Origin of the sequence: Virgibacillus chiguensis, assembly GCF_900129865.1 — a bacterium.
Classification (GTDB): Bacteria; Bacillota; Bacilli; order Bacillales; family Amphibacillaceae; genus Virgibacillus; species Virgibacillus chiguensis.
The window spans coordinates 62998-87394 of the sequence record NZ_FQXD01000011.1 but is presented as its reverse complement, the minus strand read 5'-3'; the positions used below and the strand labels follow the sequence as shown (position 1 = coordinate 87394).

Below are 24397 nucleotides of genomic sequence, written 5' to 3'. Positions count from 1 at the left end.
AAGTGAAACGCCGTATGCGCCACGTCTATTTTCTTTATACTACAATATTCTAAATGTATAGTAAGAAAATAAGCCAAGCTCGCTGTTTTTATTAAAACTTAGCTGTAGCTCGTCTTATCTACTACTCACCCCTAATTTTCTATCAATTAAGAAAAAAGGGATAGGAGACACTTAAGTTTCTCTCCTATCCCTTTTATTCGTTATTGTGCCTTATCGTCCTTATTCATTGGCAAACTAACCATTATCTTTGTCCCTTTATTAATTTCACTTTCTATATCAATCGTACCATCGTGTACTTCTACAATATGTTTGACAATCGCTAAGCCGAGCCCAGTGCCTCCGGTATTACGGCTTCTAGCTTTATCTACTCTGTAAAAACGTTCAAATATACGAGGCAGAGCTTTCTTTTCAATACCTATCCCTGTATCCTCTACTTCAATAAGTGCTTTATTGCCCTGCTCCATAATTCGTAAATAAATATGGCCTTGTTCTGGTGTATAGTTTATAGCGTTATCGATAAGATTAATAATAATTTGCTTCACTTTCTCTTTATCCGCTGTAAGTTGTAAACTTTCTTCAACAGATTTATCAAATGTCAATCCCTTATCAGCAAACTTTTGATGTATAACTGGAATTACTTCATCTACCAATTCATGCATAGTAAAAGTGGAAAGAACCAGTTGATGATTTTCCTTTTCTAGTCGAGAAAGAATCAACAAATCCTGAATTAATAATTGTAACCGATGACTCTCGTTATATATTATTTCTAAAAATTCCTTATTTCTCTCTAAATCTTTCATCGGATTATCTAATAATGTCTCAGCAAACCCTTTAATAGACGTAATCGGCGTTTTTAACTCATGCGAAACATTCGCCACAAAGTCTTTTCGCATTAATTCTAGTTTTTTCAACTCCGTTATATCATAAAGTACGAGCACCGCCCCTTTTAATAAATTACGTTCATCAAAAATAGGAGCGCCAACTATCTCAATATAGTATTTATCCAAGCCTTTATAATGCGTAAACTCTTCTTTAATATTTCGTTCGTATAAAAAGGTTTTTTGAACCGTTTCATGAATAACTTCATTGTGCAGCACATCATAATAAAGATGACCTTGAAAATCATTCGTTGTTTGCCCAAACATAACAAGAAATTTACGGTTAACAAAGTGGATATACCCTTTGGCATCTATTAAAACAAGTCCACTCTGTGTATTTTCTATAATCGTTGATAATTGTTCTGCCTGCATTTGCTCTTGAATAGTTAATTCATTTAAATTTCGCGCTAAAGCATTAATCTTCGTACTTAACTGTCCAATACTATCTGTACTTGGATGATGAAATCTAGCTCGATAATTACCTTTTACAATCTCATCCACTGTCTTGGTTGCTTTTTTAATAGGCTTTAAGACTGATTCATATAAATGAATGATAAATAACAATAAAACGATAAATTGAATTACTAGTACTGCAGCTAATACTAGATAATCTCCAATTAAAACGCTTAACAGAATACCGGTTACTAAAACAACTAAAAAAACACCTACTGTGTAACCGAATATAGGTTTTTCAAACAAAAATCGCATTAACTAGGGTCCTCCAATTTATAACCAAGACCTCGTACCGTTTTAATATAAACAGGTTTTTTAGAATCTGGTTCTATTTTATCCCGTAAATGAGAAACATGAACATCCACAATACGGGTATCACCAACAAAATCATAATCCCATACACCGCTAAGAAGTTGGTCACGTGAAATAACCTTTCCTTTATTCTTTGCTAGATAATATAACAGTTCAAATTCTTTTCTCGTAAAGGTAATCACTTTCCCCGCCATTTCTGCTTCATATCTTTCAGGGAACACTGTTAAATCACCAACTTGTATAAATGAAAAATTAGATTTTTCTACTCTCTTTGCTCTTCGTAAAATAGCTTTAATTCTAGCCACCACTTCTTTTGGGCTAAAAGGCTTCGTTAAATAATCATCTGCACCTAATTCCAATCCAAGTACTTTATCAAATTCCTCATCTTTAGCAGTAAGCATAAGAATCGGTGTATTTATCTGGTTATTTCTTAAATACCTACAAACATCCATGCCATCCATCTCAGGGAGCATAAGATCTAAAACAATCAAATCATAATTGTTGCTTTGTGCTTTTTGTACTGCTTCATAACCGTCATAAGCAACATCTGTCACAAAGCCCGCTTTCTCGATATTAAAGTTAAGCAATGTTACAATAGATTTCTCGTCATCTACAATTAAAATTTTCTCGTTCATATCCAGTCCCCGTTTCTACATACTTTAATAGGTTCCATCTCCATCTTACACTGAATTGTTTAGAATGTGAATACGATAAGAATTTGTAAATTTATTTTTACACAGTATCAATGTATGAAAAGGAATGTTGATTGAACGATAATACAGTTTATGCTAATAAGGGATAAGTTATGAACAAAGTTTTAGAGTAGTTTTAAAAGAAGTTTTCTAAAGATTGCGCAGTTAACGTATTTGGTTTATGAGCTGGTGTCACATACAATTTACCGTTTAAAACGACTTCTCCTTCCTCATCCTTTGCAACTACATTCATAGCGAGGCGTTGATTGCTCTCGTCAATGGCAATTACTTCTAGAGAAATATCTACTTCGGAATTATGATAGACTGCTCTAGGGAAAACCATTTCGTGATGAACAATATGGCTTCCTGGCCCTGGCAATTCCATAGATACTAAAGAAGATACCATGCCATACAGCATGACAGATGGCACGATTGGTTGTTTATAAGGTGTTAATGAAGCATAGTCATGTTGTAAATATAACGGGTTGGCATCATCCGTTAACCCTAAGTACAACAATAAATCTCGATCATTCATTCGAGTCGTTCGACTGCACGTATCACCTATTTTAATATCATATAAGGATTTGCCTAACGGTCGTCTTTTTCCAATCAATCCTTTCATCCCCCAATCCATGTAAGCGATTTCTATTATAGCAAAAATTCAGTCATTTGCCAATCCCTATGATGTAATCTACTAAACTAGGCTTTTGTAGTACTTCAAACGAAATACCGGGATAGTAGAACAAAGGTGCAAGCGCCCGGTTAGCAACGTAGCGAGTGGAACGAATCAACTGAAATAAAGGAATCACGGTGAGGAACGAACCGATGATGACTTATCGTAGGGCGATTTCGTGAAGTCGCCTAGTTGCTGGGCGCTGGAGCCGGACGTGGTTAAATAACTTAGTAAGTTTATCCACAGCTGCAAAATTTTATAACTTCGTAGACCTGAACAAAGGTGCAAGCGCCCATTTAGCGACGTAGCGATTTAAGTGCTGTTATCTCCGACTTACTTGATCAACTTCACTCTCCAATTCTTGAAGCAGGAGTCTTACAGCACCTTATGTTGGGGATAAACCATAAAAGTGTATGCTTTCCTATAGTACAAAAAAACACATGAAACGACAATTTGTTTCATGTGTTTTTCGTTATGCTATAAGCCTTTAATTTAAGACATCTAACACTTTTTTAACCGAATCTGCCGATTTATCAAGTGCAGCTTTCTCCTCTTCCGTTAATTCAAGCTCGATGACCTTTTCTATACCATTTCCACCTAATACAGTTGGCACTCCAAGATAAATGTTTGAATAGCCATATTCTCCTTCAAGGTAAGCAATAGCAGGTAGAACACGACGCTGATCCTTCAAAATTGCTTCGGCCATTACTGTAAGCGAAGCAGCAGGAGCATAATAAGCACTTCCATTACCAAGTAACCCTACTATTTCTCCACCGCCTTTTCTTGTTCTTTCTACAATAGCATCTAAACGTTCTTTAGATATTAGTGTTTCGAGTGGAATTCCACCAGCATAAGAGTAGCGAATTAAAGGCACCATATCATCCCCGTGTCCGCCTAGTACAAATCCTGTGACATCTTTAACAGAAACATTTAATTCTTGGGCAACAAAAGTTCGAAAACGAGCTGTATCTAGTACACCTGACTGCCCAATTACCCGCTCTTTTGGCAAACCAGATTCTTTAAATACTGTGTATGTCATAGCATCAACTGGATTTGTTAATACGACGATATACGTTTCCGGAGAATATTTCATAATTTCTTGTGTTACAGACTTCATAATCTTAGCATTTGTATTCACTAAGTCGTCACGACTCATTCCTGGCTTACGAGCAATCCCCGCTGTAATAATTACCAAGTCTGAGTCTTTTGTATCTTCGTAATTCGAGGTACCAATAATAGACGCATCAAAACCCTGAACAGGACTAGCCTCTAGCATGTCTAAAGCTTTACCTTTGGTTGGATCTTCCATATTAGGTATATCAACAAGTACCACATCACCTAGTTCTTTTTGCGCAAGCATTAATGCAGTCGTCGCACCAGTGAATCCGGAACCGATTACAGAAATTTTACTTCTCTTTATTGCCATCATAAAAACCCCTTTGTTCTATTTGGTATAAAGTTAGTCGATTAGTTCGGCAAAAACTTCACAATATCTATGTGTGCATTCATCACACAATAGACGTAAAATTTACGTCTATTGTGCAGCAAATTTGTTATTAGTCCATGTTTTTAATTAATTCTTTTCCAAACTCTGAACATTTCACTTCTTTAGCACCGTCCATTAAACGTGCAAAATCATACGTGACGACCTTAGAAGCGATTGTTTTATCCATCGCTTTCGTGATCAAGTTAGCTGCCTCTCTCCACTCCAAATGTTCAAGCATTAAAACAGCAGATAGGATAACGGATGAAGGATTTACTTTATCCATGCCTGCATATTTAGGAGCTGTCCCATGTGTCGCTTCGAAAATAGCATGCCCTGTATCATAGTTAATGTTTGCCCCTGGAGCTATGCCAATTCCTCCTACCTGTGCAGCAAGAGCATCAGAAATATAATCTCCATTTAAATTCATCGTTGCTACTACATCAAACTCTTTTGGACGCGTGAGAATTTGTTGCAAGAAAATATCTGCAATCGCATCTTTAACAATAATTTTTCCTGCAGCAACTGCTTCATCTTGCGCTTTGTTAGCAGCATCTTTGCCTTCTCTTTCAACAATGCGGTCGTATTCTGCCCAAGTGAATACTTGATTAGCAAATTCTTGTTCTGCTACTTCATATCCCCAATTTTTAAAAGCGCCTTCTGTGAACTTCATGATGTTACCTTTATGTACTAAAGTAACACTTTTGCGTCCTTCATTGAGTGCATATTGGATACTTGCACGCACCAAACGTTTCGTTCCTTCTTCAGATACTGGTTTAACACCAATCCCAGAAGTTTCAGGGAAACGAATATTAGAAACATTCATTTCTTTTTGTAAAAATTTAATAACTTTATTTACTTCTTCTGAACCTTTTTGCCATTCAATTCCTGCATAAATATCTTCTGTGTTCTCACGGAAAATGACCATGTCCACATCTTCAGGACGTTTAACTGGAGATGGAACACCGTCGAAATATCGTACCGGACGTAAGCAAGTAAATAAATCAAGTTCTTGACGAAGTGCCACGTTTAGTGAACGGAATCCGCCGCCAACAGGGGTCGTTAATGGTCCTTTAATCGCAATTTTATATTGGTTAATTTTATCTAATGTATCTTGAGGTAGCCATTCGCCTGTTTTATCGTAAGCTTTTTTTCCAGCATATACTTCCAGCCAATCAATTGCTTTCTCCCCATTATACGCTTTCTCCACAGCAGCTTCGATTACTTCACGCGCAGCTGACCAAATATCTGGACCTGTACCGTCACCTTCAATAAATGGAATAATCGGGTGGTTTGGTACATCCATTTTTCCATTTTCTACAACAATTTTTTCTCCCTTTGTCATAACAATGATTACCTCCTAAATTCATTCTGTATATAGTTTAGCAAAAATAAGTTCCAATGAACATCTTTTGCACACTGTCCTTATTTATAAGAATCATTTTCTCTTCGTTGCTGTAGTAGAAAATAATCGGTTAATCTAAAATTAGCTACATACTATCGTTTATCAATTGTACTGTATTCTGGCGAGATAGGCCCTGTATATTCTGCACGTGGACGGATTAAACGATTATCAGCGTATTGCTCAAGAATATGAGCCAGCCATCCCGATGTTCTACTTACTGCAAAAATCGGTGTGAACAAATCATGATCAATTCCTAAGCTGTGATATACAGAAGCAGAATAAAAATCAACATTTGCCGGCAAACCTTTGTGATCCTTTATATAATCTTCAATTTTTACTGACATTTTATACCATTTTGGTTCGCCAATTAATTCTGTTAACTGTTTCGACATTTCTTTTAAAAATTTCGCTCTTGGATCCCCACTTTTATAGACACGATGGCCCATTCCCATGATTTTCTCTTTATTGTCTAACTTTTCTTGAATGTAAGGGATCGCATTTTCTTCTTCGCCAATTTCTGTAAGCATTTTCATAACAGCCTCATTAGCTCCACCATGCAACGGACCTTTTAATGCACCTATTGCAGCTGTCATACCTGAATAAATATCAGACAGTGTTGCAACACACACTCTTGCTGTAAAAGTGGAAGCATTAAGTTCATGGTCTGCGTGAAGAACAAGTGCTTTGTTCATAGCTTCTACTTCAATTTCTTTCGGTTCTTTACCATTTAACATGAATAGTAGATTTTCAGCATAATTATAACTTAGCTTAGGCTGAACAGGATCCTTTCCTTTACGAATCCGTGCAAAAGCGGTTACGATAGAAGCTATTTTTGCTTGAATACGAATAGCTTTTCGCTTGTTTGCTTGCGCTTCCATTACTTCTGCTTCTTCATCGTACAAACCTAACATAGAAACTGCGGTGCGTAGAGCAGTCATTGGATGTACAGTTGACAAATCATAAGAATGTAAATGTTTAATAATTGCTTCTGGTACTACCATATTTGAAGCAAGCTCTTTTTTTAATTCGTCTAGCTCATCTTGTTTCGGAAGTCTTTGATTCCATAGTAAAAAAATCACTTCTTCAAAACTGGAATTTTTAGCCAAATCATCAATCTTATAGCCTACATATGTAAGCTGATCATCTATTATGGAACTAATTGACGATTGAGTTGCTACAACTCCCTCAAGCCCTTTCGTTGTTGTTGTCATAACAAACCCTCTCCTTTGTAAATTATTCAGTGTACTATCTTTCGACATACAATCTAAGAACTAAATAATATCCCCCAATGATAATTATAAAGTATTATGAATCTAATGTGAATTGAAACCGATTCACTTACTATTAAATTTTACTAGAAGCTTTCATAATTTGCAAAAAAGAGTTTCCCTAGCTTCAACTTTGGTGAATAAGGAAGGCTAATTTACAGCAAAAACATAGTAGTATTTACCCAATAAATTAAGACTATAAACTAGAAAACTAAAAAAATAAAAGATTGTAATACTAATTTTATTTGGACTTGCATAAATATATAGTAAGTTTTTAATGCGTAGGGAAGTTATCCTTTCTTTTTTACACTTAAGGAAAGCATCAAAATTTAGGTTTTATCATATAAGTAAAACGCCGGTGTTTTATCCCCATAAAGACTTGATCGTAGCCAAGTTTTTCTCCTATTTTAAAAGAGTTTTTTTCTATGCTACATGTTTAGATTGTTTTAAGCGAGGAGTACTTCTCTGTTTAACTAACAGAAGGAAAATTATAAGAAAAGGAATTGAGGTTTTAAAGATGTACAAGCCAAGATTATACCAATTATTGCGTTTTATAATTGTAATAGCACTTACTGTTTTAGGCTATGTGTTACTAACTGTAGGTTTCTCCTATTTGTATCCATTACTTATAGCTAGTATTTTAGCGATGACAATCAACCCAGTCGCTAATTTTTTTGAGGAAAAATGGAAACTTCCTAGGATGATGGCAGTAAGTGGAACCATGTTATTTACGTTTGCTTTTCTAAGTAGCATCATATTTATTCTATTTTCTGAATTTATGCAAGGAACTACTTTTTTAGCAACACACCTACCAGACTATGTGCAAACGTTTAGCAATTATGTAACAAGTATTTTTGATGAAAAAATCATGCCACTATATGAGAAAATGACGACGTACTTACAAGCATTGGACACTTCCCAACAAGAAGCAATAAACAATTCCGTCAAACATATTACAGAAAATATTAGCGTGAAACTTTCCGAATCTCTCCAATCCATTTTATTACAAATTCCTTCTTTGTTTACTGCGCTTCCAAGCTCCTTTACTGTAACGGTTTTTATCTTATTAGCAGCTTTTCTAATAGCAAATGATTACCAACAAATTTCCTTGTTTAGTCAAAAAATAATCCCTCATGCACTGCAAACTAAAATACATGGTGTACAAACGCAATTTAAGAAAACTGTCATCGCTTATGTAAAGGCTCAGCTTATTTTAGTAATCATTTCTGCTTTTTTAGTATATATAGGTTTAAAACTTTTGCATGTTAATCATGCGTTTACCATTTCGCTATATGTTGCTTTCGTTGACCTTATTCCATATGTCGGATCCGGTATTATTTTCTTTCCGTGGATGATTTATTTATTTATAGTTGGGGATTATGCTTTAACGATTCAGTTAGCGATTCTATACGGTTCTATTGTCATTGTTAGACAGGTAATTGAACCAAAAATTTTATCTTCTAGTATGGGGACACACCCACTAGTAGCGCTTATTATACTGTTTATCGGACTACAAATTTGGGGAATCATTGGATTTATTATTGCTCCCCTTATACTTATTTCCATACAAGCTTTTTATCAAGCCGGTATATTTCAAGATGTATGGAAATTTATTAAAGGGTAGTGCTACCATCTTCGATATATAATGGTTCGTTTATTGAATAAATATTTTATAAATTTTTCTATTCTTTGGTTGAACAGCTTTCGAGTCATTGGAATAACTAGTAAAAAACCAACTATATCTGAAATAAAGCCTGGAGTTACTAGCAATACAGCACCTATTAGAATACAAATTCCATCAATAATATAGCTTGTTGGGGCTTCGCCACGTTGCATCGAAACCTGCGCGCGGTTCCAAGTTTCTATCCCTTGTTGTTTTGCTAAATAAAAGCCCACCCCTCCAGTAAGAAGAACAAGGCCTACAACCCACCATGGACCTATCCAACCGCCTATCCAAATAAAAACACCTATCTCTAGAGCAGATAAGATAAATGCAATAAGTAAAAATATTTTCATACTGCACACCTCCTGAACAAACTATAACATACGCTATCCGTATAAAACAGCTTAAGCTTTCATAGCCTATAACATAAAAAAAGGGAGCGAAACGCCCCTTTTTTTATGTTATAGGACTTTTGTATGCCCTTGATAAATATCACCATTTGCTCCATCAATTGTAATAATTTCCCCATCTTTAATGTCTTCAAACACGTTTTTAACACCAACAATAACAGGGATACCTAGACTTAATCCTACCACAGCAGCATGGGAAGTTAAGCCACCTTCTTCTGTAACGATCCCAGCAGCTTTTTCAATCGCAGGCATCATTTCTCGATCCGAGCCATAAGTTACTACAATGTCTCCTTCACTTACTTTGCTAACTGCTTCTTCTGCTGATTTAACAACAACTGCTTTGCCAAAAGCACTTTTTCGACCGATACCTTGTCCACTAGCAATCACATTACCAATTACGTGTACTTTTAATAAATTTGTAGTTCCACTTTGACCGACTGGTACTCCAGCTGTGATGATAACGCGATTACCATGTTCGACCATGCCAGAACGCAATCCACGTTCTACTGCAATATCGAGCATTTCATCTGTCGATTTAGCCCGTCTACACATGACGGCATGAACTCCCCACACTAAGGAAAGCCTTCGATTTATTCTTTCAGAAAAAGTAACAGCAAGGATTGGTGAATGCGGACGATATTTAGATATCATTCTTGCAGTATGTCCACTTTCTGTCGGAGTTATAATAGCACTTACCGCTAAATTCATAGCTGTATGCGTAACAGATTGACTAATTGCGTCAGTAATTGTCATATCAACATTTCTAGATCGATCTTTCAATATGGAAGAATGATCGATTGCCGTCTCCGCTTTAATTGCAATATTGCTCATCGTTTGCACCGATTCAACTGGATAATCACCTGCTGCTGTTTCGCCTGAGAGCATAATTGCATCTGTACCATCAAAAATAGCGTTAGCTACATCGGAAGCTTCTGCTCTTGTTGGGCGAGGGTTACGTTGCATGGAATCAAGCATTTGTGTTGCCGTAATAACAGGTTTACCAACTGTATTGCACTTTCTAATTAATTGTTTCTGCACTAAAGGTACATCTTCAGCAGGTATTTCAACTCCTAAATCACCACGTGCGACCATTAACCCATCGCTTACTTCTAAGATACTATCAATATTATCGACACCCTCTTGATTTTCAATCTTCGGGATGATTTGTATATGTGTTGCATTATGGTTTTCCAAAAGTTCTTTTATTTCTAATACGTCTGATGCGCGTCTTACAAAAGAAGCTGCAATAAAATCGATATCCTGCTCTATACCAAAAAGAATATCATTAGCATCTTTTTCTGTAATACCTGGTAAATTCACAGATACATTAGGGACGTTAACACCTTTTTTGTTCTTAATTACCCCACTATTCAATGCAACTGTCTTTAATTCTTGATTAGCCTTATTTACTTCTCTTACTTCTAATTCAATTAACCCATCATCTAACAAAATCTTCGAGCCTTCATGGACATCATCAATTAATCCAGGATAAGTGACAGAAAAACGTTCTGCAGTACCTTCCACTTCTTTCATAGATACGTAAACAGTTTTACCTTGTATGAGTTCTGCTTGTCCATTAACGAAATTATGTGTTCTGATTTCAGGACCTTTTGTATCCAAAAGAACAGCTACCGTTTTACCCGTTTTCTCTGCCGCAGCACGGATGTTTTTGATGCGTTCTGCGTGCTCCTCATAGTTTCCATGTGAAAAATTAAGTCGAGCAACATTCATGCCACATTCCATCAATTTTTCTAATTTCTCAATTGACTCTGACGCTGGGCCAATCGTACATACAATTTTAGTATTTCTCATTATAGTTCCTCCTTACATAATCCGTACAGCTGCATTTTTAAATCGATAACTCTTGAGAAAGTTTATACATATCATCGTTTATCATGTGCTTATCATGAAGGACTTTTGAAATATCATGATCAACTAATACATTTTTTTCAATTCCTACCATTCTGCCTGCTTTACCCTCTAATATTAAGTCAACAGCTTGTGCGCCAAGTCTACTTGCGAGCACTCGATCAGAAGCACTTGGAGATCCACCTCTTTGTATATGTCCTAAAACAGTAACTCTCGTTTCTAAATCCGTAGATTCTTCAATTTGTTTTCCATAATCAAATCCACTGCCTACTCCCTCAGCTAAAACGATAATACTATGTTTTTTACCACGCTTACGACCGCGTTTCAATTTATTTACCACTGTTGCAAAATCTTCTTCTTTTTCTGGAATGAGGATACTCTCTGCACCATCGGCTAACCCTGCCCATAATGCTAAATCGCCAGCATTTCTCCCCATAACTTCAATGATGTATGTTCTTTCATGAGAAGTTGCTGTATCGCGAACTTTATCAATTGCTTCAATTACTGTATTTAATGCTGTATCAAATCCAATTGTAAAATCTGTACCTGCAATATCATTGTCAATCGTTCCTGGCACACCAATGCAAGGATAGCCTTTTTCTGTTAGCTTTTGCGCTCCACGAAAGCTACCATCGCCTCCGATTACAATCAAGCCTTCAATGCCAAATTTATTGAGCTGTTCAATGGCTTTTTCTTGGCCGGCATCTGTTTTAAATTCTTCACTTCTTGCAGAATATAGAATTGTACCTCCACGATGAATGATATCACCAACAGAACCAATCTCCATTCGTTCTATATTACCTTCCATTAAACCTTGATAGCCGTATTTAATGCCATAGACTTCAATGTTATGGTAAATAGCTTTTCTAACTACCGCTCGAATAGCAGCGTTCATGCCAGGTGCGTCTCCACCACTTGTTAATACACCTATTTTTTTCATAGTTACATTCCACCTCTGGTCTTACAAGTTTAATTTGGAAAAACTCAGCTTATCACCAGGCCTTAGCGAATGCTTCCGTTTTTCTTATGCTACAACTTCTAAAATTTATACTTTACTATAGTATAAAAAAGTCCTCTCTTAAAAGATAATGGGAAATGCTTAAAATAGCAATCGAAAGCTTGTAAAATAATGCACATTTTAAAATGTAAGCCCTTTTTTTGAACGTTTTTTTACAAACGTTGTTACTTACCCAATAGAAAAGTAAAATTTTGGCTTCATCGTATAAGAAAAACAAAGGCTTTTGCCATAAAACTTGGTGATAAGCCAAGTTTTATGGCAATCAATTTCATGTTAATTTTAAATGCACAAACGTTCTTTCACGCCAAGAATGCTGGACAAGTCAGAATAAAAAATAGCATCCTTTTCCATTCACTTTATACTTCCCTATAATGTAAAAAATAATGCAACACCTTGTACGCAAGACAATGAGAATAGAGGGAGACAGAAATTCTGCCTACCCCCTTCATCATCACAAACATATTTCTCCCGTAAGCCTTCTTAAACAGCATAGTTAGACAAAATTGCTGATCTTCTGAAAATCATTCCTTAAATTTATTTATCAAATGGTTCGTAATTAAAGGATCTGATAGGAACCCATTTTCTTATACTTTTCCCATCTTTTTTCAAGTAATTCTTCTATAGAATACTTTTCTAATGTGCGTAACGAATGATCAATTACTTCGTTTAAATAACTTGCTTGTTGGTTTAAATCACGGTGCGCTCCGCCCTTAGGCTCCGGTATAATTTGATCGATTAACCCAAGTTTTTTCAAATCATAAGCAGTTATTTGCATAGATTCTGCTGCCTGTTGCGCATAACTAGCGTCTTTCCATAATATAGAAGCTGCCCCTTCTGGAGAAATAACGGAGTAAGTGCTATTTTCTAACATAAGAATTTCATCACCAACCCCAAGTCCTAATGCACCACCGCTGCCACCTTCACCTATAACAACACAAATAATAGGAACGGTTAGCCCCGCCATTTCTATTAAATTTCTTGCAATAGCTTCACTTTGACCCCTTTCTTCTGCTGCTTTTCCTGGATAAGCTCCTTTTGTATCGATAAAGCAGATAATTGGTCTTGAAAATTTTTCCGCTTGTTTCATATGACGTAATGCTTTCCGATAACCTTCCGGGTGCGGCATCCCAAAATTACGGCGAATATTTTCTTTTGTATCCTTACCACGTTGATGACCGATCACGGTTACAGGTTTTTCTTTATAAAAAGCCAGCCCTGTAACAATAGCAGCATCATCTCCAAATGAACGATCCCCATGAAATTCGATAAAATCAGTAAATAATTGCTCAATATAATCTAAAGTAGTTGGTCGTTCAGGGTGTCTGGCTAATTGAACTCGATCCCACGGCTGTAAATTGCCATAAATATCTTCTTCCAATACAGCAAGACGCTTTTCTAATGTTCTAATTTCCTCTGTTAAATCTATATCACTATCAGAGGTGAATCGTTTTAATTCTGCAATTTTTTCTTTTAAGTTTACAATGGGCTTCTCAAAATCCAACACTTGCTTCATGATTCTTTCCCACCTTTTTGATGAAACGATAACAATAGCGCTAAGGTACTCTTCATATCTGATCGATGAACAACTTTATCCAATTGACCATGCTTTAACTGGAACTCAGCCGTTTGAAAGTCATCCGGCAGTTTCTCCCTAATCGTTTGTTCTATAATTCTTCTACCAGCAAAACCAATTAACGCGCCCGGTTCTGCAAGATGATAATCTCCAATAGAAGCAAAGCTCGCCGAAACGCCGCCTGTAGTAGGGTGAGTCATAACTGATATCATTAGCCCGCCTGCATCACTAAAACGTTTTACAGCTACCGAAGTTTTAGCCATTTGCATTAAACTTAGCAATCCTTCTTGCATTCTCGCGCCTCCTGAAGCCGTAAAAATAATAAATGGAATCTTTTCTTCTTTTGCTTGTTCAATGGCACGAGCTATTTTCTCACCAATTACCGACCCCATACTTCCCATACGAAATGAAGAGTCCATCACGGCAAAAGCAGTTTCTTTACCATCAATAGTACCTTTCCCTGTAACTACGCCTTCACGAAGACCTGTTTTTTCCTGATCTTTTTTTATTTTTTCTTCATATCCAGGAAAATTTAAAGGGTTGCCAGTTGATAATTGCTTGTCCCACTCCTCGAAGCTTGCTTCATCAAATAATGTTTCAATTCGTTGCCAGGCCTGTAACGGATGATGATAATCACAATGAGGACATACTTGTAAATTTTTATTCATCTCTTTGCGATAATAAATCTTATGACACCCACTACATTTTTGCATTAAACCTTCAGGCACATCCGTTTTTGCTTGTTCACTTGGAATAGATGCGTATCTTTTTCGCTTGCCAAAAAGATCTTTAAGCAAGACAATTCCTCCTTTTTTTCAAAACGACCCCTAATACGTATGATGAAGCTATGGCTTATATACGCTCAGAAATGTATTATGTTCGTTTAGAGAAACAACCAAAGAAAATTCTCATCAAAAAAACTCTACTTATAAGTCTTCTGTTGTCTCAGAAAAGTTAAAAGTGCTTGTAAAGATGATTTACACAGTACACTAAATATGGCATCTTTTTGAACACGCACTTTTAGTCATTATACAAAAAAATCATGAAGAATACTGTCAAAAAACGTCAAATGTTATAATTTATTTTAAAATCATTTTTTCAAACAACGTTTCAATCCCTTGGTAATCCTTTGTTTCATACATATGAATTAAGTCTTTATAAAAAAATTTATGATTGCTGATTTCTTGCTCAACTGCCAAAAAATCATACATTAAGCTCCATATCTTTGCTAATAGTTTATTGTTGGATTTCTTAAAAATACATTGAAAAAAAATAGCATGCATATCTTTTAGCGAGTCTGCTTCTTGATAAATAATAGCTTGTAGGTGAGCTATATCTTGCTTTGTCATATTCCAAAAAGCTAGTTTCGCAGCTTCTTTTTCTAAAATTATAATGACGTCTGCTAGATCCAGCCTTGTTTGTTTCTCTTGTAAGATAAAGGAAGCAAGTAATTCCACAGTTTGAAAAGACTGATATGTACTTAAAAACGTTCCTTCACCACGTCTGGTTTCTATTAATCCTAAAAATTCCATCGCGCGTAACGCTTCTCGAATAGAAGACCGACCTGCACCAAGTGTATATGCAAGCTCCCTTTCGGAGGGGAGCTTGTCACCAGGTTGTAAATGTTGCGCATCCATATATTGACGAATTTTTTGGAGTATTCCTTGGTATGCTTTCTGTTTATGAGACATGGACACAGCCATGATTCACTCCTTTTAACAGATTACTTATTTTCAATTTGCGAGAGCTTTCTTGTTTTTTCAGCTATCTCTTCTGGATCTACTTCCATTCTAGCCACTCCGGATTCCATAGCAGCTTTAGCTACGCTTTTGGCTACAATAGGTGCTACTCTTGGATCAAATGGGGCTGGAATAACATAATTTTCTTCTAATTCATTCTCGGTAATTAGTGATGCAATTGCTTCGGCAGCGGCAACTTTCATTTTTTCATTAATTCTTGTTGCCCGAACATCAAGCGCTCCTCGAAAAATACCTGGAAAGGCAAGCACATTATTTACTTGGTTTGGAAAATCAGATCTGCCTGTTCCAATAACCTTCGCACCAGCCTCTTTTGCATCTTCAGGCATTATCTCAGGTTCAGGGTTAGCCATTGCGAAAATTATTGAATCCTCGTTCATTTTCGCAACCATATCCTTGGATAACGCCCCTCCAACAGATACACCAATAAACACATCTGCTCCCTCAAGCATTTCTTCTAAGCTGCCTGATTTCTTACCTTGATTCGTAAACGTTGCTACGCGCTCCTTCACATCATTCATACCTTCTGCACGCCCCTCATAAATAGCTCCCCTTGAATCACACATTATCATGTCTCGAACACCGAAGAAATAGAGCAATTTAATAATAGCGATTCCAGCTGCCCCTGCTCCGTTAGCCACTACTTTAATATCCGAAAATGATTTCCCAACTAACTTTAATGCATTAATTAATCCGGCAACAGTAACAATAGCTGTTCCATGCTGATCATCATGGAAAATAGGAATGTTTGTCTCTTTTTTTAATCGTTCTTCAATAGTAAAACATTTTGGTGCCGCGATATCTTCTAAATTCACGCCGCCAAATGTCGGTTCCATTACTTTAACTGCTTGTACAATTTCTTCCACGTCTTGGGTGCCTAGACAAATAGGAAAGGAGTCTACACCGGCAAAGCTTTTAAATAACACAGACTTTCCTTCCATTACAGGAAGTGCAGCTTCTGCCCCGATATTACCAAGCCCTAACACTGCTGACCCGTCACTAACAACGGCAACCATATTTCCTTTCATGGTATAGTCATAAACGGTGTCTACACGATCGTGAATTTCTTTACATGGTTCAGCTACTCCTGGAGAGTATGCCAGACTTAACTCATCCGCATTCGTAACAGGCATTTTGGAATGCGTCGTTAATTTCCCTTTGTTAACTTTATGAACATGTAGCGCTTTATCTCGTAAGCTTGCCATTTTCATCTTCGCTCCCTTTATAGAAAAAATAATATATTCCATCCAACAGTGGTCTGACCACCAGTAACTACTACATTATAACAGATGCTCCGTTTCTGTAAAACAATGCTGTTTTCTAATTAGGATACTTAGTACACTATATCTATATTTGAAATAACAAACAAATGTCTTTCCCTCCTAAAGTTATTTTTCATCTCCAGCATCCTTCAAAAAATCCCATCCGACACTATAGCAATAATAGCGCGGTGAACGAAAGATTTCCTTATAGTTAAAATTAGATACCTATATGCCCAATAACTTTTAGAGCAGGTTAAATAGTCACTTGTCATATACAACTTGATGAGTACCGAAGTAGTCTTGTAAACGCTGGATGCAAAGTAAATTCGGTGCAAGGTTGTATTCCTTGGATAATTGGTACGTTTGTTGTAGACTTTCTTGAAAAACAATTACTGGAGTATTTCCAGGGAAATAACGAGCTACCTCGCTAATTTTAGCTAAGTCTGCTTTAATATCTTTTCCTGTTAATTTTATAAACAGCCGATCTGTGCTTGTTTTATCTTCTAAAGCAGACTCTTCCAAACTTTGGATAGCAGATAATAATGTTTGTAATCCATTGTTTCTAGCCTCCAGCTTACCTTTTGCTACCACGAGCATCCCTTCTTCCCACCAACGATGGACTTGTCGATATAATTCAGGAAAGACAACTGCCTCCATTTCATCTGTTTCATCACTAATGGTAATAAAGGCCATTGGGTCGCCACGTTTTGTACGGATAGTTTTGATAGATTGAATAACACATGCACTTCTATGTTTAAAACCACTCCCTCTTTTTCTAGCTGCATCTATGGTAATATAACCTGCGCGCTGTAGTTGTTTTCGATAAACTGTAACAGGATGACTAGATATATATATACCGAGTAATTCTTTTTCATCAGATAGTTTTTTAATTACCGAGAAATCCTCTATTTCTACATAATCGCCTTCCAATTCAAGGTTGTTCGTTAGTATGCTTACCTGCTCTTGAAACTCACCAAACAACTCCCCTTGCTCGATTGCTTGGTCAATAGTTGCTAATAAGCTAGCACGATTTTTATGGAGCTCATCAAAAGCTCCTGATAGAACTAATAGCTCAATGATTGTTCGATTAATTAATTTTAGGGAAGTACGTAAGCAGAAGTCGAATAAATTTTGAAAAGGTCGCTCTTTACGTGCTCGAATAATTTCGGAAACTGCCTGATTTCCTACCCCTTTAATTTGTAACAAACCCATTCGGATGTGTTCTCCTTCGACAGTATATTTTCCAAAACTATTATTGATGGATGGACCAAGTAATTTTATATGCAGTTCCTTTATTTCTCTCCGATACAAGGTAATTTTCTGGTGTTGTTGCATCGAAGCACTTAATAATTCAGCAAAAAAAACTTGCGGATAATGGCATTTTAAGTATGCTAACTGATAAGAAATACGACTATAAGCCACAGCATGACTTCGATTAAAACCGTAATTCGAAAATCGAACAATCCAAGCAAATAATTCATTTGCTACCGATTGACTATACCCTCGCTGTATGCATCCATGGATAAACGCGGATTTTTGTTCTTCCATGACCTCTTCTTGTTTTTTACTTACCGCTCTTCGAAGTAAGTCAGCCTGTCCAAGAGAGAAACCAGCAATGTGATGAGCAATTTGCATAATTTGTTCCTGGTAAATTAACACACCATAGGTTTTTTCTAAAATAGGTGCGAGGTCTGGATGTGGATAAGTAATCTTTTCTATACCATGCTTCCGGTTTATATAAGTTTTAATGAAATCCATTGGTCCAGGACGATATAAAGCGTTAACTGCAACTATATCTTCAAAATGAGTTGGCTTTAAATCTTGTAATACTTGTTTCATTCCCTGTGATTCCAATTGAAATACACCGTTTGTTTTTCCTTGTTGCAACAATAAATAGGTTTTCCAATCTTCTTGAGGAATTGCTTCTAACAGGACAGCCTTGTTGTATTTGTAACGTATGTTTTGCAGTATTTGTTCTATGAGAGTTAAATTTCGTAAACCTAGTAAGTCAATTTTTAATAAACCTATCGCTTCAACATCATTCATTGCATATTGTGTTAAATACATTGTACCAGTACCAGAAGTTAAAGGTGCATATTCCATAAGGGGTTCCTTAGAGATAACAATTCCAGCTGCATGGGTAGATATATGTCTAGGGATACCTTCTAGCACCGTAGCTACCTTAAACAAACGGCGTAGCACTTCCGAACGCTTTATATAATCTTTTAATGCACTTGACTCTTGAACAATTTGTACAAGATTTTTTTTCGACTGCACTGGAATATGCCGTAACACAAAAGCAGCATCTTGTTTATTAATATCCATTGTTTTTATAAGCTCCCGCATTAAAGAGCGGGCAGCAAACGTTCCAAATGTAATGATTTGCGCTACGTGCTCTGAGCCATATTTCCTTTGTACATAATCCACTACTTCCTCTCTACGTGTATCCGAGAAGTCGATATCAATATCAGGCATTGTCATTCGATTTGGGTTAAGGAAACGTTCAAACAACAACTCATATTCGATAGGATCAATATCTGTAATTCCTAATAAATAAGCTACCAAAGAACCAGCCGCTGATCCCCTCCCAGGCCCAACGACAATATGATTTGTTTTTGCAAAATCAACCATATCTGCAACAATTAAGAAATAATCACTAAACCCCATTTGCTCAATAATGTTAAGTTCATGATGTAAACGTTCTCGAATCTCATCCGTTACTCTTGTATACTTTTGTGATAAGACTGTAAAACATTTCTCTGTTAAATAACGATGAGGTTGTTGGTTTTCTGGAAGCGGAAATGAGGGCAGATGTTGTTGTTCAAGATTAATATTTAAATTACATTTTTCTACAATGCTTGCCGTTTCTTCAACCACCTCAGGCCACTCAGAAAAGTACTGTTGCATTTCCTTTTCTGAGCACAAATGATGATTACGCCATTTATCATCAACATAAGCGCCGTTCCAAATTTGCTGTACTTTCATCGCTCGTAAACAATCAAACGCAATCGCATCTTTTTTATTTAAATATCGAACATCGTGCATAGCCACAACGGAATCATGATACATTTCTTGAAACTGCTTTACCTCTGCAAAAAAAGATGAATGATTACTCCCATCACCATAAGCCTCTAATGCTATGTAAAAATCGTTCTCGCCAAAAGCTTGTCTATAAACGGATATATATTCATTTAGTTCAACAAAGGATTTATTTCGCAATTGTTCAATTATATTGCCATGATTGAAAGAGAGAATGCCAATACAATCTGTTGTATATGTTAAGAGCTGTTCCGCCTGTATGCAGGGCAGTTCTTCAGTTCTTAGCCAAGTACTTAATCGAATTAGCTCTTGAAAACCTTGATTTGATTTGGCTAAAACAACCATTTCGTGCGCTTTTTCTTGACTATCGCCTACTAAAATCGTCAAACCAATAATTGGCTTCAAGCCGTTATTCTTTGCAGCTTTATAAAACTTAATTGCTCCATGAAGCACTTGTTCATCTGTTAGTGCTAAAGCAGTATAACCAAGTTTTGCCGCTCGTTGCACCAATTTTTCAATAGTGATTGTACTGTTTAACAAGCTATAGCTACTGCGTATTTGTAAATGTGTAAAAGCCATTGTATCCCACCTTCACGTGCTCTATTCCATATTATATCAATCAATGAAGAACGTGCATAAGGAAAAGCAGCGGTTAGCATAACTCGTTCTATTGTTTCATAAATATATAGTAGCAAATATACCATTCCTATAAGTAGAAAACAACAGACATTAGCGTTTTGTTTACAAGCAATAACTTAGCTCATTGACAAGCCACAAGCGATAAACGACTATATTATATACTATAAACTAATAAACGTTTATACATTCCAATAGTGAAAAAAAGTACAACCTTTTACAATTTTCAATATGTATTCATTTTTTATAACATAATTGCGTTACGTTATATCAAGGAGAAACAAAGAGGGGGAAATGATAAACATGGAAGAACGCTTTTTTGAAACATTTATTCATTGTTATTTTATAGCTTTTGGCGTAGTTATTGGCGGATCCATCCTCGGAAGTGTAGGTGCATTCATTACAGGAAACGCGCCGTTAACAGAGATCGGACGAATCGCAGTGCAATTAAGAATATGGGCTATCGTTGCAGCTATTGGAGGAACATTTGATGCAATAGCAAATTTTGAAAGAGGCATTTATGACGGGTCTACCATGGACTTATTTAAACAAGCATTATTTATCCTATCTGCAATGGGAGGAGTAAAAACAGCTATATTACTTCTGAATTGGTTAACACAGGAGGATATAGCATAATGCACATTCCTCCATATCATAAAAAAGTGACATGGCAACGTTTTTTTGTAGGAGTGATGGTTGGAGGAGTAATAGCCTATTGTATCTTGCTTTATATGTACGGAACAATGTATGAAGATCTAATTATCCGAACGAATCATATGCAAAGTGAAATAAGTCAATTAAGGAATCAAAATGAATCACTTCTTGCCGATAATGACGAACTTAATGAAAAATCAGTAAAACAAGTTACTATTGAATCCATCTCATTTACGGTAGAAAACACAGAAGAATTACGAATAGATCGCTTAATTGCAGGTAAATTAGAAGAACTGGTACAAGAGGAATTAAAACATATTATAGGGAAAGATTTATCTATAATCGCTGAAAGTGATAGCTTAATTGTAGCTTCATTAGAAAATAAAACATTCACTGTTGAAGAATTTGATTACACTTTTTCCGTTAACAAACTCATTATCTCTAATAATATCAAAATAATGGCCGATGCCAAACGTTCAGCATAGCTAGACTAATAGTAGCTTTTATAAAATATGTGAAATTGATGGGATTTTACTCTTTACAAGAAATTTCTTAAAAGTACATGGACGATATGATCAAGAGAATCCCTTTCAAAAAGGAAATTGCTTTTATTTATTCAACTTCTGCACAATGTATAAACTCATTGTAAATAAACAAAAAGCAACGATGCCAGATAATATGACCTGTATCCAATTTACTTTATCATAAAATAAGCAAGAAACTAAACTGTAAATAATGATAATTGCAAAAGCAAAAACAGACGCTCCACCATACACTTTAAAATTCACAATCATCCTCCTTCCAGTTTTTTGGAAAATGGCTATTTTTAGAACGCAATAAAAGGCTTGGGGCATTCTCTTATCCTCGCGCGCTTGTTCCGTATCTTTTGAAAACTTGACTATTTGTTTATGGAACAAAGGCTCAGGCCGCCCGTTTAGCAATATAGCGAGTGGAACGAATCAACGAAAGTTTTAGGAATCATGCTCCTGCAACAGGAGTATGCCGGCGCCCTCCGGCAAGCCCGTCTTTAATCGGCCTTCCTATTTAAAACGAACCGATGATGACTTAGCTTAAGGCATGGCGTGAAATCGACTAGTTGCTGGTGCTGGAGCCGGACGTGGCTAAATAACTTAGTTAGTTTATCCACAGTTGCTAAATTAGACAAATTCCTTAATTTCCCAGACCACAAAAAACACGTCAACCTTTTATGAAGTATGTAGTAATCCGCTAGCATTACATCATATGAATTTTTTCAACACCCATTTTTCGAACGTTTTATGAAATATCCGAAAATTGTTCATGTTTAACATAATAATCGTTTATACTAATAGTAAATCAACATTTTTATTCCCGTTAATATAGAAAGATTATATATTACAGAGCAAAACGATTACAGAAAGGAGTTGATGAAAACATGTGGGTAATCAGCCGCAGACAACAAAGAGATGAAAAAATAGCACGTTTGAAACAAGGTGATTCTGCATTTGCAGAATCTCTAGAATTAATTCGATTAATAAAGCGTGATATTGAAAAAGAGCATTTAGAAGTAATCTGTGAAGAAACTGCTTCTGGCTGCTGGTTTATACCAAAGAACAGAAGTAAAACTTCCTAAATTAGAATGTATAACTCTCTCAAAGCTTGGTATTCATAAAAGACCCACACTAATATCGCATTCCATGCGCTTTACAAGCGGGATATTTGAGAAGGGGATGGACTCCCCCTTCTGTTTCTTTATTTCCAGTGCCTTACTAACACGTCTCTTCCTAATAATGCTACGCTTCGTAAGCTTCCACTATCATCTGTAAATCAGCAATTACTTGATCTGCCTCTTCCCACGTTATTACAGTAGCACCAGAAGCCATTGGATGACCGCCACCATTGTACTTGGTTGCCAATTCATTAATGCTTGGGCCTTTAGACCTTAATCGAACGCGAATGCTTTTTTCTTCTTCAACAAAAACAACCCATGCCACAATCCCCTTCACATCTCCCAAAGTACTAACCAACTGACTCGTTTCATTTGGATCAATACCGTATTGTTGCAATAAATCTTTGGTTAATTTTACATAAGCCATTCCAATGTCATCTATATAAAATTGTTGGTATATGTATCCTTTCAATTTGACTAAATTGTGTTGCATGCTATACAAATTTTCATATATAACAGAACGGTCAAAGTGATACGTAATCAGCTCCGAAGCAGCTTTAAATGTCTTCTCCGTAGTACTTGGATATAAAAATCTTCCTGTATCTCCTACAATGCCAGCATACAACAGACGGGCAACATCATCCGTAAGTGTAAATTTGTTGTTGTCAGAAGATGTATACAATTCGTAAATCATTTCACTTGTAGAGCTTGCTTTTGTATCCACCCATTGTATGTCTCCATATTCATCGACATTCGGGTGGTGATCAATTTTAATAATCTTGTCTCCTAAAGTAAATCGCTGATCAGAAATCCGTTCCCTATTTGCTGTATCACATACAATAACAAGCGCACCTTCATATTGTTCATCAGAGATTATATCCATTTTTGCCAAAAAGGACAAAGAAGCTTCTTCTTCTCCAACTGCATAAACTTCTTTACCAGGAAAAGAATGCTTAACTAATTCCTTTAATCCCACTTGAGAGCCAATTGCATCAGGGTCTGGTCGCACATGTCGATGAATGATAACGGTAGAATATTGTTGAATTAACGCTAATATATTCTTCAAAAAGATCACCTACTAGAAAATGATTTTGTCTATCTGTAGCAAATTTTTTTTATAAAAGGTAAAATGGACAAAGAATCTATCTAAGATTCAGCTGGACTACATATACATACAAGCCGCAATAAGATTTATTGAACATGGATGGAGGGAGAAGTTATATGTTTATTTTTGCAGTTATTACTGTCACGGCATTTGTGCTTTGGATTTATTACAAAGTAGCTATTTTAAACACAAAAGACGGCTTAAAGCAAGCTTATTTTAACGCAAAATCACGTATTTGTTTAGGTAGCTTCCTCGTAGCCTTTACGATTAATCAATACATTTATTACGAAACACGTATTTCACTATTTGTTGGAATTGTATTTCTTGTTTTTGCTATCCCCCTTATTAGTCGAGGAATCAAAGAAGTTAAACATTACAAAAGTGAATGGAAACGATTAAACATGTCTGAATGATACGTTAACCATCGTTAGCTACTGTTCCCTACCTACACTAGTCTATGTAAATTTTGGATGAGGCAAAAAGTTTTCATTACCTCATCCATTTTTATTATAGCTTAAAGTGAGAATTTCTTCCTCTTTTTTAACCACTGATTGTTCGTAACCCAATACTATGACCGATAAGCTTGTTCCAAAAAGGGC

At 36.2% G+C, this 24397-nt stretch carries 21 protein-coding genes; 5 read left to right on the top strand and 16 right to left on the bottom strand.

The features are described from left to right. Positions 1 to 200 precede the first annotated feature (200 nt). From pnpS to citZ, 6 genes are all read right to left on the bottom strand, one after another. Complete coding sequence (pnpS, locus tag BUB45_RS12905) at positions 201 to 1586, bottom strand: two-component system histidine kinase PnpS (RefSeq protein ID WP_073010122.1); 1386 nt, start codon at positions 1584 to 1586, stop codon at positions 201 to 203. Then, positions 1586 to 2278: a response regulator transcription factor gene (locus BUB45_RS12900; RefSeq protein WP_073010119.1), complete on the bottom strand. Its 693-nt coding sequence runs from the start codon at positions 2276 to 2278 to the stop codon at positions 1586 to 1588. Before BUB45_RS12900 ends, pnpS begins: the two co-directional genes overlap by 1 nt. A gap of 193 nt (positions 2279 to 2471) precedes the next feature. Next, the gene (locus BUB45_RS12895) at positions 2472 to 2957 is read right to left on the bottom strand and encodes a MaoC/PaaZ C-terminal domain-containing protein (RefSeq protein ID WP_073010299.1); all 486 of its coding nucleotides are present in this window, start codon (positions 2955 to 2957) and stop codon (positions 2472 to 2474) included. A 538-nt stretch (positions 2958 to 3495) separates the two neighbouring features. Continuing rightward, positions 3496 to 4434 carry a malate dehydrogenase gene (gene mdh, locus BUB45_RS12890; RefSeq protein WP_073010117.1) on the bottom strand — a complete coding sequence of 313 codons (939 nt, stop codon included), beginning with the start codon at positions 4432 to 4434 and terminating at the stop codon, positions 3496 to 3498. 130 nt (positions 4435 to 4564) lie between these two features. Further along, positions 4565 to 5836 (bottom strand): NADP-dependent isocitrate dehydrogenase, encoded by a 1272-nt coding sequence (gene icd / locus BUB45_RS12885; protein ID WP_073010113.1) that lies wholly within the window; start codon positions 5834 to 5836, stop codon positions 4565 to 4567. Positions 5837 to 5988: 152 nt separating this feature from the next. Beyond that, complete coding sequence (gene citZ / locus BUB45_RS12880; protein ID WP_073010110.1) at positions 5989 to 7107, bottom strand: citrate synthase; 1119 nt, start codon at positions 7105 to 7107, stop codon at positions 5989 to 5991. Between the two features lie 574 nt (positions 7108 to 7681). Here citZ and ytvI point away from each other — a divergent pair. Continuing rightward, on the top strand, positions 7682 to 8788 hold the full coding sequence (gene ytvI / locus BUB45_RS12875) for a sporulation integral membrane protein YtvI (protein WP_073010107.1): 1107 nt from the start codon (positions 7682 to 7684) through the stop codon (positions 8786 to 8788). A gap of 2 nt (positions 8789 to 8790) precedes the next feature. Here the strand turns inward: ytvI and BUB45_RS12870 are convergent, their stop codons facing one another. The 8 genes from BUB45_RS12870 to dnaE all read right to left on the bottom strand — a co-directional run bounded on the left by BUB45_RS12870 (position 8791) and on the right by dnaE (position 20334). Then, positions 8791 to 9180: an FxsA family protein gene (locus tag BUB45_RS12870; protein WP_073010104.1), complete on the bottom strand. Its 390-nt coding sequence runs from the start codon at positions 9178 to 9180 to the stop codon at positions 8791 to 8793. Between the two features lie 108 nt (positions 9181 to 9288). Continuing rightward, positions 9289 to 11049 (bottom strand): pyruvate kinase, encoded by a 1761-nt coding sequence (gene pyk / locus BUB45_RS12865; RefSeq protein ID WP_073010101.1) that lies wholly within the window; start codon positions 11047 to 11049, stop codon positions 9289 to 9291. A 37-nt stretch (positions 11050 to 11086) separates the two neighbouring features. Next, entirely contained in the window at positions 11087 to 12046 is a 960-nt protein-coding gene (gene pfkA, locus BUB45_RS12860) for a 6-phosphofructokinase (protein ID WP_073010098.1), read from the bottom strand. 634 nt (positions 12047 to 12680) lie between these two features. Continuing rightward, complete coding sequence (accA, locus tag BUB45_RS12855; protein WP_073010095.1) at positions 12681 to 13637, bottom strand: acetyl-CoA carboxylase carboxyl transferase subunit alpha; 957 nt, start codon at positions 13635 to 13637, stop codon at positions 12681 to 12683. Continuing rightward, positions 13634 to 14494 carry an acetyl-CoA carboxylase, carboxyltransferase subunit beta gene (gene accD / locus BUB45_RS12850; protein WP_073010093.1) on the bottom strand — a complete coding sequence of 287 codons (861 nt, stop codon included), beginning with the start codon at positions 14492 to 14494 and terminating at the stop codon, positions 13634 to 13636. Before accD ends, accA begins: the two co-directional genes overlap by 4 nt. Positions 14495 to 14776: 282 nt before the next feature. After that, on the bottom strand, positions 14777 to 15400 hold the full coding sequence (locus BUB45_RS12845; RefSeq protein ID WP_084723669.1) for a FadR/GntR family transcriptional regulator: 624 nt from the start codon (positions 15398 to 15400) through the stop codon (positions 14777 to 14779). Positions 15401 to 15420: 20 nt separating this feature from the next. Then, complete coding sequence (gene ystJ / locus BUB45_RS12840; RefSeq protein ID WP_073010293.1) at positions 15421 to 16659, bottom strand: NADP-dependent malic enzyme; 1239 nt, start codon at positions 16657 to 16659, stop codon at positions 15421 to 15423. Positions 16660 to 16977: 318 nt separating this feature from the next. Next, on the bottom strand, positions 16978 to 20334 hold the full coding sequence (gene dnaE, locus BUB45_RS12835) for a DNA polymerase III subunit alpha (protein WP_073010090.1): 3357 nt from the start codon (positions 20332 to 20334) through the stop codon (positions 16978 to 16980). Between the two features lie 360 nt (positions 20335 to 20694). Here dnaE and ytrH point away from each other — a divergent pair, with 360 nt between their 5' ends. Together ytrH and ytrI are read left to right on the top strand one after the other, a co-directional pair. Next, positions 20695 to 21027 carry a sporulation membrane protein YtrH gene (ytrH, locus tag BUB45_RS12830; RefSeq protein ID WP_073010088.1) on the top strand — a complete coding sequence of 111 codons (333 nt, stop codon included), beginning with the start codon at positions 20695 to 20697 and terminating at the stop codon, positions 21025 to 21027. After that, a complete protein-coding gene (gene ytrI, locus BUB45_RS12825; protein WP_073010085.1) occupies positions 21027 to 21530 on the top strand; it encodes a sporulation membrane protein YtrI in 504 nt (167 codons plus the stop codon). The genes ytrH and ytrI overlap by 1 nt, the downstream gene beginning before the upstream one ends. 123 nt (positions 21531 to 21653) lie before the next feature. On the opposite strand, the gene BUB45_RS12820 is transcribed toward ytrI, so the two are convergent. After that, positions 21654 to 21833 carry a hypothetical protein gene (locus BUB45_RS12820; protein ID WP_073010082.1) on the bottom strand — a complete coding sequence of 60 codons (180 nt, stop codon included), beginning with the start codon at positions 21831 to 21833 and terminating at the stop codon, positions 21654 to 21656. 626 nt (positions 21834 to 22459) lie between these two features. On the opposite strand from BUB45_RS12820, the gene BUB45_RS12815 reads away from it, so the two are divergent. Then, a complete protein-coding gene (locus BUB45_RS12815) occupies positions 22460 to 22657 on the top strand; it encodes a YtzJ family protein (RefSeq protein ID WP_073010079.1) in 198 nt (65 codons plus the stop codon). Positions 22658 to 22817: 160 nt separating this feature from the next. Here the strand turns inward: BUB45_RS12815 and BUB45_RS12810 are convergent, their stop codons facing one another. Continuing rightward, complete coding sequence (locus BUB45_RS12810) at positions 22818 to 23765, bottom strand: DHH family phosphoesterase (RefSeq protein WP_073010290.1); 948 nt, start codon at positions 23763 to 23765, stop codon at positions 22818 to 22820. Between the two features lie 149 nt (positions 23766 to 23914). On the opposite strand from BUB45_RS12810, the gene BUB45_RS12805 reads away from it, so the two are divergent. Beyond that, positions 23915 to 24211 (top strand): YtpI family protein, encoded by a 297-nt coding sequence (locus tag BUB45_RS12805; protein WP_073010077.1) that lies wholly within the window; start codon positions 23915 to 23917, stop codon positions 24209 to 24211. The last annotated feature ends 186 nt before the right edge of the window (positions 24212 to 24397 follow it).